This is a genomic window from Pseudomonas marginalis (assembly GCF_024169655.1).
GTDB classification, from domain to species: Bacteria; Pseudomonadota; Gammaproteobacteria; order Pseudomonadales; family Pseudomonadaceae; genus Aquipseudomonas; species Aquipseudomonas paraveronii.
Genome location: NZ_JALJWV010000001.1, coordinates 5,248,516 through 5,263,358, shown reverse-complemented (window position 1 = coordinate 5,263,358; position 14,843 = coordinate 5,248,516). Strand labels below are relative to the sequence as shown.

The window sequence follows — 14,843 nt, the reverse complement described above, 5'->3', positions numbered from 1 at the left end:
CATTTGGGGTTTCTGATTCGAGCGTCTGATTTTTCTGAAAAAATAGCGGGACCCTTCGAGGTGTTGCCTCGCGGGGCTTTCCGCCGCTGTGCTATCGTTGCGGCATCACCCCTCGCAGACACCTGAGAGAATCGCTGCATGAACGTGGCTGTCTCGCCCACAGGGCATCGCTTGAGCTGGAGACGCAGTTTACTGGTGGCGCTGTTGTGCCTGCTCGCGCCGCGTGCTTTTGCCGAGACGGCCAGCCCCGTCGGCATGGCCGATTCCCGTGCCCAGGCGGTGACCCAGGTGGTGCTGGGCATCCTCAGTTATGCGCGCTGGCCGGTGGAACCGACGCAATTGCGCCTGTGCATCGTCGGGCCGACCCAGTACACCGACGATCTGGTCAAAGGCACCACCCAAGCCACCGGTCGCCCGGTGGTGGTGCAGCGCCTGCTGGCCGACAACCCCGATATCGTCAATGCCTGCGACGCCGTGTACATCGGCGAACTCAGCGTCGATGAGCGCAGCCGCTTGTTTGCGTCATTGATGGGCCACCCGGTGCTGAGCATCAGCGAAGGCGGCGACCAATGCACCGTGGGCAGCCTGTTTTGCCTGCGGGTGGGCGATGAGCAGGTGTCGTTCGAGGTCAACCTCGACTCCGTGGCCCGTAGCGGCGTGCGCATTCACCCCAGCGTGTTGCAGTTGTCGCGCCGTCGAGCGCCTGCGTCATGAGATGGACGCGTGCGCAACCGACCCTGCGCTCGGTCATCGGGCGCGGGCACCTGATCCTGGCGCTGGTGGCGGTGACGCTGGCCAGCGTGTCCCTGACCCTGCTCGGGGTGCTGGCGTTGCGCGTCTTCGCGGAGCACAACCTGGACCTGATCGCGCGTTCCATCAATTACACCGTGGAAGCGGCGGTGGTGTTCAACGACCGCGCGGCGGCCACCGAGGCCCTTAGCCTGATCGCCGCCACCGAAGAAGTGGCCGAGGCCCAAGTCTTCGATGCCAACGGCCGGCTGTTGGCGCAGTGGCTACGGCCGGAAACCGGGATGCTGTCCCGGGTCGAACTGCAACTGGCCCACTCCCTGCTCGAACAGCCGATCAGCCAGCCAATCGTTCACCAGGGGCGCACCATCGGCAGCATTCATCTGACCGGTCACGGCGCCAGCCTGTTGCGCTTTTTACTCAGCGGCCTGGCCGGGATTCTGATCTGCACCGCCCTCAGCGCCTGGGTCGCCCTGTATTTGGCGCGGCGTCTGTTGCGCGGGATTACCGGGCCGTTGCATAGCCTCGCGACGGTGGCCCATGCCGCGCGCGTCGAACGCGACTTTGACCGCCGCGTGCCACCGGCAAAAATCGCCGAACTCGACAGCCTGGGCAACGACTTCAATGCCCTGCTGGAAGAAATGCAAGCCTGGCAAAACCACCTGCAAAGCGAAAACGAAAGCCTTGCCCACCAGGCCAACCACGACAGCCTGACCGGCCTGCCCAACCGCGCGTTTTTCGAAGGCCGCTTGATCCGTGCCCTGCGCAGCGCCGCCAAGGCCAACGAACGGGTGGCGGTGCTGTTCCTCGACAGTGATCGCTTCAAAGACATCAACGACAACTATGGACACGCCGCCGGCGACGCAGTGCTGGTGGCCGTTGCCACCCGCGTGCGTGCGCAATTGCGTGAAGATGACCTGGTAGCACGCCTGGGCGGCGACGAGTTCGCCATCCTGCTGTCGCCGCTGCACAAGGTTGAAGATGCCCAGCGCATCGCCGACAAAATCATTGCCAGCATGGACGTGCCGATCCCGGTGCCGGGCAACACCCAAGTGTTGACCTCCCTGAGTATCGGCATCGCCATTTACCCCGATCATGGCGCGACCCCCGGCGCCCTGCTCAACGCCGCCGATGCGGCGATGTACCAGGCCAAACGGTTATCACTGGGCGGCCAGCAAACGGCGGAGACGGAGCTCCCCGTCGTCAACATTCAGCACAGGAGTTGATCCCTTGTTCTCGACCGCACGCATTGTGTTTATCACCTTATTCGTGGCCCTGTTGGCCCTGAGCGGCTGCCAGACCGCGCCCCCCAAAGGCCTGAGCCCGGCGCAAGTCGCGGTCCTCAAGCAACAAGGCTTCGAACCGACCGACGACGGCTGGGCGTTCGGCCTGTCGGGCAAAGTACTGTTCGGCAGCGACATAGAAAGCCTCAACGCCCCCAGCACGGAAATCGTCGAGCGCATCGGCAAGGCATTGCTGGGCGTAGGCATCGACCGCGTGCGCGTTGACGGCCACACCGACGCCTCGGGCAAAGAGAGCTATAACCAGCAACTGTCCCTGCGCCGCGCCAAAAGCGTCGCCACGGTGCTGACCCGTGTCGGGATGAAAGAACAAAACATCCAACTGCGCGGCTTGGGCAGCAGCCAGCCGGTAGCCTCCAACGACACCGCCGCAGGGCGCACCGAGAATCGGCGAGTGTCGATTGTAGTGAGTGCCGACTAAGCGACCTCACCCGTTCCAATGTGTGAAATGCAATCAAATGTGGGAGGGGGCAAGCCCCCTCCCACATTTGTACAGTGTTCGCTTAACCGCTCGGCGTCAGCGCCTGCGTCAAGTCATCCACCACCGCCTTGCCCATCTCACACAGATAATGCGCCGCCCAGGCGTATTGCTCGCCGCGCACATCCATGGCGGCTTCCATCGCGAGTTTCTTGGCGTAGTAAAGCAGGGTAGAGGCGTGCTCCAGCGCTTCGCCGAGCGGCATGCCCGCGTTGACGCGGAACAGTGGCTTTTCGTTTTCGCCGTAGTCGCCGAAGGTGACTACGCCGAGGGTGGTGAAGGAAGAAAGCGGTGGATCGGGGACGATTTTGGTCATGGTCTATACCTGGGAGTTTTAGGAACCACCCATTCATGTCGCTAAACATGAAAGGGTGGCAGCTGTACGCAGGTTAGCGAACCGGACCCAGGACCCGGCAGACCCGAAGATCTCCCACGCACAGCCGCCATAACACGAGAACGAAGAGCACAAAGCTCCTGCCGTTGGGGGCTGTGTCCGGGTTCGGGTCGCTAAACCCGTTCGCTGATTTCAGCGAAGTACGGAGGCTAGTGACTCGAACCCTAAGGCGCAATAGGCTGGAGATTCTCTAGGAATCGTCCTGCAATTTAAAGCGAATCGTCGTTGCTGGCCCTTTAATCCGCAAACCGCATCTCCCGCGTCTCCCCCATCAACAACCCCCGATTCTGCTCCGTCACCTCCCTGATGTAGTCCCACAACAACGTAATCCGCTTCAACTTCCGCAAATCCTCCCGGCAATACATCCAAAACTGCCGCGTAACCGCAATCTGCTCCCCAAGCACCGGCAACAACCGTGGATCTTGCGCTGCCAAAAAGCACGGCAAAATCGCCATCGACCGCCCTTGTTGCGCCGCCACGTACTGCGCGATCACGCTGGTGCTGCGCAGGCTGGCGCTGGCGCCGGGGACGACGTTGGCCAGGTACAGCAGCTCCGAGCTGAAGGCCAGGTCGTCGACGTAGCTGATGAACGGATGCTCGGCCAGATCCGCCGGGCGGTGGATGGGTGGGTGTTGGTCGAGGTAGTCCTGGGTCGCGTACAGCTGCAGCTTGTAGTCGCACAGTTTGCAGCACACATACGGCCCGTGTTCCGGGCGTTCCAGGGCGATGACGATGTCGGCTTCGCGCTTGGACAGGCTGATGAAGTGGGGCAGGGGCAGGATGTCGACCGAGATCGCCGGGTAGGTGTCGACGAAGTGGCTCAGTTGCGGGGTGACGAAGAAGCTGCCGAAACCTTCGGTGCAGCCCATGCGGACATGCCCGGACAGCGCCATGCCGGAGCCGGAGACTTGTTCGCAGGCCATGTGCAAGGTGCTTTCGATGGATTCGGCGTAGCCGAGCAAGCGCTGGCCTTCGTTGGTGAGGACGAAGCCGCTGGTCCGGGATTTTTCGAACAGCAGGGTGCCGAGTGATACTTCCAGCGAACTGATGCGCCGCGACACGGTGGTGTAGTCCACCGCCAGGCGCTTGGCGGCGACGCTGGCCTTGCGGGTGCGGGCCACTTCGAGGAAAAACTTCAGGTCATCCCAGTTCAGGGCGCCCAGTGATGTGATGTTTTTTTGCATATTGGACCGGCTTTTATGTGCGTTCTTATTAGAAGTTTGCACATCTATACTCCAAAAACAGTCCGAACGCCTCATCCTCAAGGCGATTCAACGCCTTGGTTCTCTGCCTATAAATACAAATTGGAGACCACATGAACGCATCTGCCGATATTTCCGTGCAACAGGTCAAGTTGCTGATCAACGGTGAATGGGTCGAGTCAACGACCACCCACTGGCAAGACATCGTCAACCCGGCCACCCAGCAAGTGCTGGCCAAAGTCCCGTTCGCCACAGCCGATGAAGTCAACGCCGCCATCGATGCCGCCCATCGCGCCTTCCAGACCTGGAAGCTGACCCCGATCGGCGCGCGCATGCGCATCATGCTCAAGCTGCAAGCCTTGATCCGCGAGCACTCCAAGCGCATCGCCGTAGTCCTCAGCGCCGAGCAGGGCAAGACCATTGCCGATGCCGAGGGCGATATTTTCCGTGGCCTGGAAGTGGTGGAGCACGCCTGCTCCATCGGCACCCTGCAAATGGGCGAGTTCGCTGAAAACGTCGCCGGCGGTGTCGATACCTACACCCTGCGCCAGCCCATCGGCGTGTGCGCCGGGATTACCCCGTTCAACTTCCCGGCGATGATTCCGCTGTGGATGTTCCCGATGGCGATTGCCTGCGGTAACACTTTCGTCCTCAAGCCGTCCGAGCAAGACCCGCTGTCGACGATGCTGCTGGTGGAGCTGGCGCTGGAAGCCGGTGTGCCGGCCGGTGTGCTCAACGTGGTACATGGCGGCAAGGACGTGGTGGACGCGCTCTGCACGCATAAAGACATCAAGGCGGTGTCGTTCGTCGGTTCGACCGCCGTGGGCACCCATGTGTACGACCTCGCCGGCAAACACGGCAAGCGCGTGCAATCGATGATGGGCGCCAAGAACCATGCGGTGGTGCTGCCGGATGCCAACCGCGAACACACCCTCAACGCCCTGGTCGGTGCCGGTTTCGGCGCGGCGGGCCAGCGTTGCATGGCCACTTCGGTGGTGGTGCTGGTGGGGGCTTCCAAGCAATGGCTGCCCGATCTGAAGGCGCTGGCGCAGAAGCTCAAGGTCAATGCCGGCAGCGAAGCGGGCACGGACGTCGGCCCGGTGATTTCCAAGCGTGCCAAGGCGCGCATCCTGGAGCTGATCGAAAGCGGCGTGAAAGAAGGCGCCAAGCTGGAGCTGGACGGTCGTGGTATCCAGGTGCCGGGCTTCGAGCAAGGCAACTTTGTCGGTCCGACGCTGTTCTCGGGCGTGACCACCGACATGCAGATCTACACCCAGGAAATCTTCGGCCCGGTGCTGGTGGTGCTGGAAGTCGATACCCTCGATGAAGCCATCGCGCTGGTCAACGCCAACCCGTTCGGCAACGGCACCGGCCTGTTCACCCAGAGCGGGGCGGCGGCGCGTAAGTTCCAGAGCGAAATCGACGTCGGCCAGGTCGGCATCAACATCCCGATCCCGGTGCCGGTGCCGTTCTTCAGCTTCACCGGTTCGCGCGGTTCCAAGCTCGGCGACCTCGGCCCGTATGGCAAGCAAGTGGTGCAGTTCTACACCCAGACCAAAACCGTCACCAGCCGCTGGTTCGACGACGACACGGTCAACGATGGCGTCAACACCACCATCAACCTGCGCTGATTCCGGGAGACGACCATGAAGATTGCATTTATCGGCTTGGGCAACATGGGCGCGCCCATGGCCCGCAACCTGATCAAGGCCGGCCACGCGCTGAACCTGTTCGACCTGAACCAGGCGGTACTCAAGGAACTGGCGGAGCTGGGCGGCAGCATCAGCGATTCACCGCGTGGTGCGGCAAACGGCGCTGAGCTGGTGATTACCATGCTGCCGGCCGCTGCCCATGTGCGCAGTGTCTGGCTGGGCGAGGACGGCGTATTGGCCGGTATCGGCCAAGGCGTGCCGGCGGTGGATTGCAGCACCATCGACCCGCAAACCATCCGCGATGTCGCGGCGGCGGCGGCCAAGCAAGGGGTGGCCGTCGCCGACGCGCCGGTCTCCGGCGGCACCGGTGGCGCGCAAGCCGGGACGCTGACCTTCATGGTCGGCGCCACCCCGGAGTTGTTCGCCACCCTGCAACCGGTGCTGGCGCAGATGGGCCGCAACATCGTGCGTTGCGGCGACGTCGGCACCGGCCAGATCGCCAAGATCTGCAACAATCTGCTGCTGGGCATCAGCATGGTCGGCGTCAGCGAAGCCATGGCCCTGGGCGATGCGCTGGGCATCGACACCCAGGTGCTGGCCGGCATCATCAACAGCTCCACCGGGCGCTGCTGGAGTTCCGACACCTACAACCCGTGGCCGGGCGTGATCGAAACCGCGCCGTCATCGCGGGGGTATACCGGCGGTTTTGGCGCCGACCTGATGCTCAAGGATTTGGGCCTGGCCACTGAAGCTGCGCGCCAGGCGCACCAGCCGGTGATCCTCGGCGCTGTGGCCCAGCAGTTGTATCAATCGATGAGCCAGCGCGGGGAAGGAGGCAAGGACTTCTCGGCGATCATCAACAGCTACCGCAAGCCCAAATAGATACCACCTGTGGCGAGGGCGCTTGCTCCCTCGCCACCCTTTATTGCGGTTCAGGCAAACACAAAATACTTACGCACTGTCTCGACCACTTCCCACGTCCCCTTCATCCCCGGCTCCACCACAAAGATATCCCCCGCACGCAAATGGATCGGCTCCAGGCCTTCCGGGGTGATTACGCAGTAGCCTTCCTGGAAATGGCAGTATTCCCACTTCACGTATTCCACGTACCACTTGCCCGGTGTGCAGATCCAGGTGCCCATGATCTTGCTGCCGTCTTCGCTGGTGTAGGCGTTGAGGTTGACGGTGTGCGGGTCGCCTTCGAGCTTTTCCCATTTGCAGGCATCCAGGACCGGCAAGGGGTGGGTGTCGCGCAGTACGGTGATGGGCTTGGACATGATGACTCCGAGGCAGGTGAACGAGAGTCGAACCCTATAGCGTCGCAGGCAGGGTCAATGGTCTGAACTCGACATCGGGATGCCCAGAAGCGCAGGCGAGTACCACTCCTCAGGCCATGTGCAGTCAATGTGGGAGGGGGCAAGCCCCCTCCCACATTAATCCTTGGTGGCAGTGCCACTGTGGCTCGGCGACACTTTCGAGCGTAGATAAGCCGTTTCCTCGCATTAAGTGCGAAAGATTTCCCGCTTGTCGCAGGAATTCGCAAGAAAATTCACAGCTGGCCCTCGTATCATTCACATCAGTCACGACCGAGAGCCTTGATATGAACCCAATAAAAACGTGGTGGGACATCAGCCCGCCCTTGAGTGCAGCGACCCCGACCTGGCCGGGGGATACGCCGTTCCAGGAAGAGCGCGTGTGGCAGTTCGGCCCGGAGTGCCCGGTGAATGTCGGGCGCATTACCTTGTCGCCGCACACCGGCGCCCATGTGGATGCGCCGCTGCACTACAGCGCGGACGGCGCGCCGATTGGCGAGGTGTCGTTGGACGTGTACATGGGCCCGTGCCGCGTGTTGCATTGCCTGGACAGCGGCGCACTGGTGCAGCCGCAGCAGTTGGACGGGCGTGTGGATAACTTGCCGGAACGTGTGTTGCTGCGCACTTATCCACAGGCGCCGCTGACCGAATGGGATGCGCACTTCACCGCCATCGCCCCGCAAACCATCGAGCTGCTCGCCAGCCTGGGCGTGCGCCTGGTCGGTATCGACACGCCGTCCCTGGACCCGCAACAGTCCAAGACCATGGATTCTCACAACGCCGTGGCCCGTCATGGCATGGCGATTCTCGAAGGCATCGTGCTCGATGACGTACCGGAGGGCGACTATGAACTGATCGCGCTGCCGCTGCGGTTTGCCCACCTCGATGCCAGCCCGGTCCGCGCAATCCTGCGCCCGCTTGTGGAGCCCGCACGATGAGCCAATGTCCCTTCTCAGAGGATTACCAACCGCCGGAAGAATGGCATAACGCCGAGCTGAATTTTTCCGAGTCCATGAGCTACGGCGACTACCTGGACCTGGGCAAAATCCTCAGCGCCCAGCACCCGCTGTCGCCGGACCACAACGAAATGCTCTTTATCATCCAGCACCAGACCTCCGAGCTGTGGATGAAACTGATGCTCCACGAACTCAAGGCCGCCCGCGAACACCTGCGCCTGGGCGAGTTGCCGCCGGCGTTCAAGATGCTGGCGCGGGTCTCGCGGATCTTCGATCAACTGGTACACGCCTGGGCGGTGCTGGCGACCATGACCCCGTCGGAGTACAAGGCGATTCGCCCGTTCCTCGGCCAATCGTCCGGGTTCCAGTCGTTCCAGTACCGTGAGATCGAATTCATCCTCGGCAACAAAAGCCCGGCGCTGTTGCGGCCTCACGCCCATCGCCCGCAATTGTTGCAAGAACTGCAGGTCGCGATCGCCACGCCGTCGCTGTACGACGAGGCGATCAACCTGATGGCCAAGGCCGGCCTGACGATCGACCCGCAACGCGCCGAACGCGACCCGACGGCGGCGACGGTTCACGATGCGTCCGTGGAAGCGGCGTGGCGCGAGGTCTACCGCGACCCGAGCCGTTATTGGGACCTGTACCAGTTGGCCGAAAAGTTTATCGACCTGGAAGACTCCTTCCGCCAATGGCGCTTTCGCCATGTGACCACGGTGGAACGGATCATCGGCTTCCAGCCCGGCACCGGCGGCACCGAGGGCGTGGGTTACCTGCGCAAGATGCTCGACACGGTGCTGTTCCCCGAGCTGTGGCGAGTGCGTTCCACGCTGTAAACAAAAAGCCCCGGATCACCGGGGCTTTTCATTTGGAATGCAATCAAAAATGTGGGAGGGGGCTTGCCCCCGATAGCGGTGTGACAGCCAACACATCCACTGACTGAGCTCCCTCCCACCTAGGTTATTGCGTCACTGCCACTTTCGCGTTTTTGATCCGCAAGCGGTAGGCAATGTAGATAACCCCCACCCAAACCGGCATCGCATACACCGAGTCGCGAACGCCCGGGATCGCCAGCATCACGCTGATGATCATCAGCATGAACGCCAGGCACAGGTAGTTGCTGAACGGGAACCAGAAGGTCTTGAACGACGGCACCACGCCTTGCTCGCCCATGGCTTTGCGGAACTTGATGTGGGTCAGGCTGATCAGCGCCCAGTTGATCATCAACGAGGCGACCACCAGCGCGAACAGCAACTCCAGCGCGCTGTGCGGCGCGACGTAGTTGACCACCACGCACAGCAGCGTCACCAGCGCCGAAATCGCCAGGGCGCGCAGCGGTACGCCTTGCTTGTTGAGCTTCATCAGCGCTTTCGGCGCGTCGCCTTGCTCGGCCAGGCCGAACAGCATGCGGCTGTTGCAGTACACGCCGCTGTTGTACACCGACAGCGCTGCGGTCAGCACCACGAAGTTGAGGATGTGGGCGGCGGTGTCGTTACCGATCAGCGAGAAGATCTGCACGAACGGGCTACCGCTGTAGGCATCGCCCGAGGCGCCGAGGGTTTGCAGCAGTTGATCCCATGGGTACAACGACAGCAGCACGGTCAGCGCGCCGACGTAGAAAATCAGGATGCGGTACACCACTTGGTTGATCGCTTTCGGGATCACTTTGCGCGGCTCGCTGGCCTCGGCGGCGGTGATGCCCACCAGCTCCAGGCCACCGAACGAGAACATGATGAAGGCCATCGACATCAACAGCCCCATGCCGCCATTCGGGAAGAAACCGCCGTGGCTCCACAGGTTGCTGATCGACGCTTGCGGGCCGCCGGTGCCGCTGAACAGCAGGTAGCAGCCGAGCACGATCATGCCGACAATCGCCACCACCTTGATGATCGCGAACCAGAACTCGGTCTCACCGAAGAACTTCACGTTCAGGGTGTTGATCAGGTTCACCGCGACAAAGAACACCAGCGCGCTGACCCAGGTCGGAATCTCCGGCCACCAGAACTGGATGTACTTGCCCACGGCCGTCAGCTCGGCCATACCCACCAGCACGTAGAGCACCCAGTAGTTCCAGCCCGCCAGGAAGCCCGCGTAACCGCCCCAGTATTTGTGCGCAAAGTGGCTGAACGAACCGGCCACCGGCTCCTCGACGATCATCTCGCCGAGCTGGCGCATGATCAGGAACGCGATAAAACCGGCAATCGCATAGCCGAGGATCATCGACGGCCCCGCCGACTTGAGCACCCCGGCCGAGCCGAGGAACAGCCCCGTACCGATCGCACCGCCCAAGGCAATCAGCTGAATATGCCGGTTCTTCAGACCACGCTTGAGGCCTACCGGGTTAACCATGTCATCCGCCATTAACATTCCCTTCTACTTGTTTTTCTCGGGGTTGATTGCACGCCGCGCCCAACCCCTCAGAAGTGCTGAGGGGTCAGATATTACTCTGCGTGAACTTTTCGTAATACAGCTGAACGCCATCAAGTGCCTGATCCGCCAGCCATTGCTGGATGGACTCGACCATCGGAGGTGGCCCGCACACGTACATATCGGCCGAACTGTCCCGCCATTCGGCCAGGTTGAAATGCTCGGTGAGGTAGCCGCGCTTGCCGGGCCATGTGGGCGGCGGGTTGCTCAGTACTTCGGTGTAGCGAAAATCCGCGAGCGTGGACGCATAACCCTCGATGCGCGCCGCTTCGCACAGGTCCTCGGCGCTACGCACGCCGTAGTACAGGTGTACCGGCCGTTCGCAGGCGTTGGCCGCCAGTTCATCGAGCATGCCCAGCAACGCCGACAACCCGGTGCCGCCGGCGACCAGCACCAGCGGTCGGCTGACATGGCGCAGGTAGAACGCCCCCAGCGGCGCCTCCATCAGCAACTGATCGCCGACCTGGCAACGTTCGCGCAGGTAGTTGCTCATCACCCCGTCGGGCAGCAGGCGGATCAGAAACCGCAGCTGATTGCCCGGCCGGTTGGCGAAGGAGTACGAGCGCCAACTGTCGGTGCCCGGAACCGCCAGGCGGGCGTATTGGCCCGGCAGAAAGTCCAGTGCCTGGTCCAGTTGCACCTGCAGGATCGCGGTGCTGGTCGAGACCTGCCGCACCTCACTCACCGTGCCGCGCACCTGCACCGGCCCCGGTGCGTTGCACAGGCTGGAATCGAAGTCGAAGTAGAACGTCGCATCCGACTTCACCCGGGTCTGGCAACTGAGCATCTTGCGTTGCTGCAGGTCGCGGCTGGAGAGCGCGTCCTCGTCCACATAATCCTGGCTGTATTCGCCGCTCTCGCAGCGGCCCTGACAGGTGCCGCACACGCCTTCGCGGCAATCCAGCGGAATCTTGATGCCGTTGCGCAGGGCCGCATCCAGCAGGATTTCATGGGCGCCCACCGGGAAAAACAGGGTCTTGCCGTCGGCAAAACTGAAGGCCACTTTGTGATTCATCCCCAGTACTCCGTGGGTTCATGTGTGAACCCTTGTAGGAGCGAGCTTGCTCGCGAAAAACTCAAGGACGCCGCGTACATTCAGGATGCCCGCGTCATCGTTGACGTCCTTCGCGAGCAAGCTCGCTCCTACAAGGGGGCGTTCGCCAGCGTTACAGGTGATAGAAATCCAGCACCGAGTTGATGGTGTCGTTGAGCAGCAACGCGTGCTTGCGGGTGATCAGCCAACTGTCGCCATGGGGCTTGAGACGATAGGTGGCGTGGCCGTAGAACTGCTCCGACGTGGCCAGGCGATAGAACAATGTGTGCCAGTTCAAGCGCACCTCCAGCGTGCCGTCCGCCTGCTCGGCGATGCGCACGTTGTGGATCAGGTGCAAGGTGCGCGGCATCGGCGTGGCCGACGCCGCCTTGCCGGTGCGCAGGCGGAACACGCGGTCTTCCAGGCCCGTGCGGTTGGCGTAATAGATCAGCGACATTTCGCGCTTGGGGTCGCGGGTGTAGACGTGTTCGGAGTCCCATTGCGGCAGGTGGAATTCGCTCTGCGGGTCGAACAGCTGCACGTAGGCGTCCCAGTCCTGGGCGTCGCACAGCTCGGATTTGCGATAGAGAAACTGCTCGATCCGGTACTGCAACAGCGCATTCATCATTCCACCTCCCGCAGCTTCAGCGCGCGTTGGTCGAGGCCGTTGAGCAGGAACTGCTGCCAGTTGCGGTGCTGGTTGACGTACAGGCCTTCGTGGGTGAATTCGGTGCCGGTCATGGCGGGCTGGATGCCGAGGGCTTCGCTGTTCGGCGTCGGCCCGGTGGCCCAGCGGTGGCTGCCGCGTGAGATATCGCTCCAGCGCTCCAGGCGGCCCTGGAAACCGCGTTGGGCCTCGCGAAACTCCACCAGATCGTCCGGCGTGCCCATGCCCGAGACGTTGAAGAAGTCCTCGAACTGGCGGATGCGGTTTTCCCGGTCGGCGTCGGACTCGTGTTTCACCCCCAGGCACTGGCTGAGGATCTCGGTCTTGTTCCACGCCAACGGGCGGATGATGCGCAGCTGCGAGCTGATCTGGTCGAGGAAGAACAGGCTCGGGTAGATGTTCAGGTTGCGCAGGCGGTGCATCATCCACTCGGCTTTTGGCTGGCCGTGTTCGGCCACCAGGCGCGGCATGATGGTGGCGTAGCCGGAACGCACCGTGGGGTTGGGCATGTCGCTGAACAACAGGCTGTGGCCATTGTTGAAGGCGAACCAGCCGTCGTCGGTATTCGCGTCGCCGGCGCCGAGTTTGCTGTAGTCCAGCGTCGTGCTGGCCGCAGTGCCATTCGCGGTATTGACCTGCTGGCGATGCTGCACCGTGGCCACGTAGTTGTAGTGGACGGTGCTGACGTGATAACCGTCCAGGCCGTTTTCGTTCTGCAGCTTCCAGTTGCCGTCGTAGGTGTACGCGGACTTGCCCGGCAGCACCTCCAGCTCACCGGTGGCGGACTGGGCGACCATCATGTCGAAAAACACTTTGGCGTCGCCGAGGAAGTCTTCCAGGCTGTCGGTGCCGTTCACGTCCAGGCTGATGAACACAAAGCCCTTGTAGCTGTCGATGCGCGCCTTTTTCAGGCCGCGCGTGGCCTTGTCGAAACCTTCCGGGTATTCCCCCGGTGCCTTGACCTTCACCAGCCGCCCGTCGCTCTTGTAGCACCAGGCGTGGAACGGGCAGGTGAAGGTCGACTGGTTGCCCTTGCCGACGCGGGTGAGGGTGGTGCCGCGATGTTGGCAGGCGTTGACCAGGGCGTTGAGTTGGCCGTCGCCGTCGCGGGTGATGATCATTGGCTGGCGCCCGGCGCGCATCGTCACGAAATCGTGGTTATTCGCCAGTTCGCTTTCGTGGCAGGCGTAGATCCAGTTTTTCTCGAAGATCAGTTCCATCTCCAGGTCGAACAGTTGCGGCTCGGTGAACATGTCGCGGGCGATGCGGAACACTTCATCGGCGGGGCGAAAATCCAGGCAGCTGTCGATGAAGCTTTTCCATTGCTCGACGCTTCTTGCACCACTCATGGGACGCACCTTTTGATAATGGCTGAACGGGTCAGCCATTTAGAGGCTGCACCGAGGCGGCGGGCTATCCGCTTAATGGGCGAAGGCGGGCCGGATAGTTGGGCAGCAAATACCCACGCCGGTGCAGGGCGGTGACGCGATGCGCTACTGTCATGCAGGGCGGTGCGCGCAGAAGTCGGCGGTTTATCCACATAGTCGAGCATTGCTATCCACCCAGCAGCGAGACTGCCGCCGTGGCGCAGAACTTGCTGTCGATCTGTCACGACGCGCCGCCAGAGCGCGCAACCGCCTAACCGCCGTGGGTGCAGCCTGATGAGTAGCCATACACGCGATATCCGTATCGAACGCTTCGACCTGGAGGGCGCCCGCAGCTGGATGTCCGGCATCTGCGGGCCGCACCGCCTGGAGACGGCCACGCCCGAGCGCCTGCGTTTCCATCACAGCGCCAACGTGTTCAAGTCCCGCGCCACCACCCTGGGCGTGATCGAATACGGCACCGACGTGACCATCGACATCGAGGACGCCGAGCACTTCAGCAGCTACAGCCTGAGCCTGCCGCTGGTGGGCGAGCAGGAGTTGAGCAAGAACGGCGAGCGCCTGAGTTCCAACCGCGATCAAGGCGTGATCATCTCGCCCAACGAGCACCAGGTGCTGGCGATTTCCGGCGATTGCCGCAAGTTGCAGGTGGTGATTACCCGCGCGGCGATGAACGAGTCGCTGGAAGGGCTGCTGCAACGGCCGATTGAGGCGCCGCTGCGTTTTGAATCGGTGATGGATGCAGTGGACGGCGCCCCGGCCTCGTGGTGGCGCATGGCGCGTTATTTCATCGCAGAGCTTGCGCGCAGCAGCGAGTTGTACGAGCAGGCGGCGTTTACCCGCGACCTGGAAAGCTCGTTGATCAAGGGCCTGATCCTTGCCCAGCCGAATAATTATTCAGAGGAACTGCGCGACGTACTCGGCGTGAAACTGCCGCACTACTTGATCCGCGCCCGCCAGTACATTCACGACAACGCCCGCGAAGCGGTGCATCTGGAAGACCTGGAAGCCGCCGCCGGGGTCTCGCGGTTCAAGCTGTTCGATGCGTTTCGTAAATACTTCGCGCTGTCGCCGATGGCTTACCTGAAAAAGTATCGGCTGGGGGCGGTGCGCCAGGAGATCCTCGAACACGGCTCCACCCGCACCATCTCCGAGATTGCCCTGGGTTGGGGGTTTACGCACCTGGGGCGGTTCTCGGTGGAGTATCGCAAGCTGTTCGATGAGTCGCCGAGCCAGACCTTGCAGCGCAACCGCCTGCGCACTGTCTAAAAAACACCGCAGATCAAAT

At 62.2% G+C, this 14,843-nt stretch carries 15 protein-coding genes; 8 read left to right on the top strand and 7 right to left on the bottom strand.

Going from position 1 to position 14,843, the window contains the following annotated elements:
- The first annotated feature begins 138 nt into the window (after nucleotides 1-138).
- Genes J2Y83_RS24260 through J2Y83_RS24250 form a run of 3 tightly spaced genes read left to right on the top strand, consistent with a single transcriptional unit; the run spans nucleotide 139 to nucleotide 2,469 of the window.
- The gene (locus J2Y83_RS24260) at nucleotides 139-714 is read left to right on the top strand and encodes a YfiR family protein (RefSeq protein ID WP_253399080.1); all 576 of its coding nucleotides are present in this window, start codon (nucleotides 139-141) and stop codon (nucleotides 712-714) included.
- On the top strand, nucleotides 711-1,973 hold the full coding sequence (locus tag J2Y83_RS24255; protein WP_253399078.1) for a diguanylate cyclase domain-containing protein: 1,263 nt from the start codon (nucleotides 711-713) through the stop codon (nucleotides 1,971-1,973). Before J2Y83_RS24260 ends, J2Y83_RS24255 begins: the two co-directional genes overlap by 4 nt.
- Before the next feature lie 4 nt (nucleotides 1,974-1,977).
- The gene (locus J2Y83_RS24250; RefSeq protein WP_253399066.1) at nucleotides 1,978-2,469 is read left to right on the top strand and encodes an OmpA family protein; all 492 of its coding nucleotides are present in this window, start codon (nucleotides 1,978-1,980) and stop codon (nucleotides 2,467-2,469) included.
- 82 nt (nucleotides 2,470-2,551) lie between these two features.
- On the opposite strand, the gene J2Y83_RS24245 is transcribed toward J2Y83_RS24250, so the two are convergent.
- Nucleotides 2,552-2,842, bottom strand: a complete 291-nt coding sequence (locus tag J2Y83_RS24245; protein ID WP_247404237.1) for a DUF3077 domain-containing protein — start codon at nucleotides 2,840-2,842, stop codon at nucleotides 2,552-2,554.
- 314 nt (nucleotides 2,843-3,156) lie between these two features.
- Nucleotides 3,157-4,104, bottom strand: coding sequence for a LysR family transcriptional regulator (locus J2Y83_RS24240; protein ID WP_253399064.1), 948 nt, complete (start codon nucleotides 4,102-4,104; stop codon nucleotides 3,157-3,159).
- A gap of 131 nt (nucleotides 4,105-4,235) precedes the next feature.
- Between J2Y83_RS24240 and J2Y83_RS24235 the strand changes: the two genes are divergently transcribed.
- The gene (locus J2Y83_RS24235) at nucleotides 4,236-5,753 is read left to right on the top strand and encodes a CoA-acylating methylmalonate-semialdehyde dehydrogenase (RefSeq protein ID WP_253399062.1); all 1,518 of its coding nucleotides are present in this window, start codon (nucleotides 4,236-4,238) and stop codon (nucleotides 5,751-5,753) included.
- 15 nt (nucleotides 5,754-5,768) lie between these two features.
- The gene (mmsB, locus tag J2Y83_RS24230; RefSeq protein ID WP_253399059.1) at nucleotides 5,769-6,656 is read left to right on the top strand and encodes a 3-hydroxyisobutyrate dehydrogenase; all 888 of its coding nucleotides are present in this window, start codon (nucleotides 5,769-5,771) and stop codon (nucleotides 6,654-6,656) included.
- A 50-nt stretch (nucleotides 6,657-6,706) separates the two neighbouring features.
- On the opposite strand, the gene J2Y83_RS24225 is transcribed toward mmsB, so the two are convergent.
- Nucleotides 6,707-7,051 (bottom strand): cupin domain-containing protein, encoded by a 345-nt coding sequence (locus J2Y83_RS24225; RefSeq protein WP_010566207.1) that lies wholly within the window; start codon nucleotides 7,049-7,051, stop codon nucleotides 6,707-6,709.
- Nucleotides 7,052-7,374: 323 nt separating this feature from the next.
- On the opposite strand from J2Y83_RS24225, the gene kynB reads away from it, so the two are divergent.
- Nucleotides 7,375-8,025 (top strand): arylformamidase, encoded by a 651-nt coding sequence (gene kynB, locus J2Y83_RS24220; protein WP_253399051.1) that lies wholly within the window; start codon nucleotides 7,375-7,377, stop codon nucleotides 8,023-8,025.
- Complete coding sequence (gene kynA, locus J2Y83_RS24215) at nucleotides 8,022-8,879, top strand: tryptophan 2,3-dioxygenase (RefSeq protein WP_253399043.1); 858 nt, start codon at nucleotides 8,022-8,024, stop codon at nucleotides 8,877-8,879. The genes kynB and kynA overlap by 4 nt, the downstream gene beginning before the upstream one ends.
- 124 nt (nucleotides 8,880-9,003) lie before the next feature.
- Here the strand turns inward: kynA and J2Y83_RS24210 are convergent, their stop codons facing one another.
- The 4 genes from J2Y83_RS24210 to antA form a co-directional block, all read right to left on the bottom strand.
- Nucleotides 9,004-10,404: an amino acid permease gene (locus J2Y83_RS24210; protein ID WP_253399034.1), complete on the bottom strand. Its 1,401-nt coding sequence runs from the start codon at nucleotides 10,402-10,404 to the stop codon at nucleotides 9,004-9,006.
- 73 nt (nucleotides 10,405-10,477) lie between these two features.
- On the bottom strand, nucleotides 10,478-11,485 hold the full coding sequence (antC, locus tag J2Y83_RS24205) for an anthranilate 1,2-dioxygenase electron transfer component AntC (RefSeq protein WP_253399032.1): 1,008 nt from the start codon (nucleotides 11,483-11,485) through the stop codon (nucleotides 10,478-10,480).
- Between the two features lie 151 nt (nucleotides 11,486-11,636).
- Nucleotides 11,637-12,128, bottom strand: coding sequence for an anthranilate 1,2-dioxygenase small subunit (gene antB / locus J2Y83_RS24200; protein WP_253399030.1), 492 nt, complete (start codon nucleotides 12,126-12,128; stop codon nucleotides 11,637-11,639).
- Nucleotides 12,128-13,519, bottom strand: a complete 1,392-nt coding sequence (gene antA / locus J2Y83_RS24195) for an anthranilate 1,2-dioxygenase large subunit (protein WP_253399027.1) — start codon at nucleotides 13,517-13,519, stop codon at nucleotides 12,128-12,130. The genes antB and antA overlap by 1 nt, the downstream gene beginning before the upstream one ends.
- 312 nt (nucleotides 13,520-13,831) lie before the next feature.
- Between antA and J2Y83_RS24190 the strand changes: the two genes are divergently transcribed.
- Nucleotides 13,832-14,824, top strand: coding sequence for an AraC family transcriptional regulator (locus J2Y83_RS24190; protein ID WP_253399026.1), 993 nt, complete (start codon nucleotides 13,832-13,834; stop codon nucleotides 14,822-14,824).
- Nucleotides 14,825-14,843 lie beyond the last annotated feature (19 nt).

Excerpts from the sequence above, each read along its gene's own strand:
- J2Y83_RS24190 (WP_253399026.1), top strand. The coding sequence starts at position 13,832 with ATGAGTAGCCATACACGCGATATCCGTATCGAACGCTTCGACCTGGAG.
- J2Y83_RS24210 (WP_253399034.1), bottom strand. The coding sequence starts at position 10,404 with ATGGCGGATGACATGGTTAACCCGGTAGGCCTCAAGCGTGGTCTGAAG.
- kynA (WP_253399043.1), top strand. The coding sequence starts at position 8,022 with ATGAGCCAATGTCCCTTCTCAGAGGATTACCAACCGCCGGAAGAATGG.
- J2Y83_RS24245 (WP_247404237.1), bottom strand. The coding sequence starts at position 2,842 with ATGACCAAAATCGTCCCCGATCCACCGCTTTCTTCCTTCACCACCCTC.
- J2Y83_RS24240 (WP_253399064.1), bottom strand. The coding sequence starts at position 4,104 with ATGCAAAAAAACATCACATCACTGGGCGCCCTGAACTGGGATGACCTG.
- J2Y83_RS24255 (WP_253399078.1), top strand. The coding sequence starts at position 711 with ATGAGATGGACGCGTGCGCAACCGACCCTGCGCTCGGTCATCGGGCGC.
- antB (WP_253399030.1), bottom strand. The coding sequence starts at position 12,128 with ATGAATGCGCTGTTGCAGTACCGGATCGAGCAGTTTCTCTATCGCAAA.
- kynB (WP_253399051.1), top strand. The coding sequence starts at position 7,375 with ATGAACCCAATAAAAACGTGGTGGGACATCAGCCCGCCCTTGAGTGCA.
- mmsB (WP_253399059.1), top strand. The coding sequence starts at position 5,769 with ATGAAGATTGCATTTATCGGCTTGGGCAACATGGGCGCGCCCATGGCC.
- J2Y83_RS24235 (WP_253399062.1), top strand. The coding sequence starts at position 4,236 with ATGAACGCATCTGCCGATATTTCCGTGCAACAGGTCAAGTTGCTGATC.
- J2Y83_RS24260 (WP_253399080.1), top strand. The coding sequence starts at position 139 with ATGAACGTGGCTGTCTCGCCCACAGGGCATCGCTTGAGCTGGAGACGC.
- antA (WP_253399027.1), bottom strand. The coding sequence starts at position 13,519 with ATGAGTGGTGCAAGAAGCGTCGAGCAATGGAAAAGCTTCATCGACAGC.
- J2Y83_RS24225 (WP_010566207.1), bottom strand. The coding sequence starts at position 7,051 with ATGTCCAAGCCCATCACCGTACTGCGCGACACCCACCCCTTGCCGGTC.
- antC (WP_253399032.1), bottom strand. The coding sequence starts at position 11,485 with ATGAATCACAAAGTGGCCTTCAGTTTTGCCGACGGCAAGACCCTGTTT.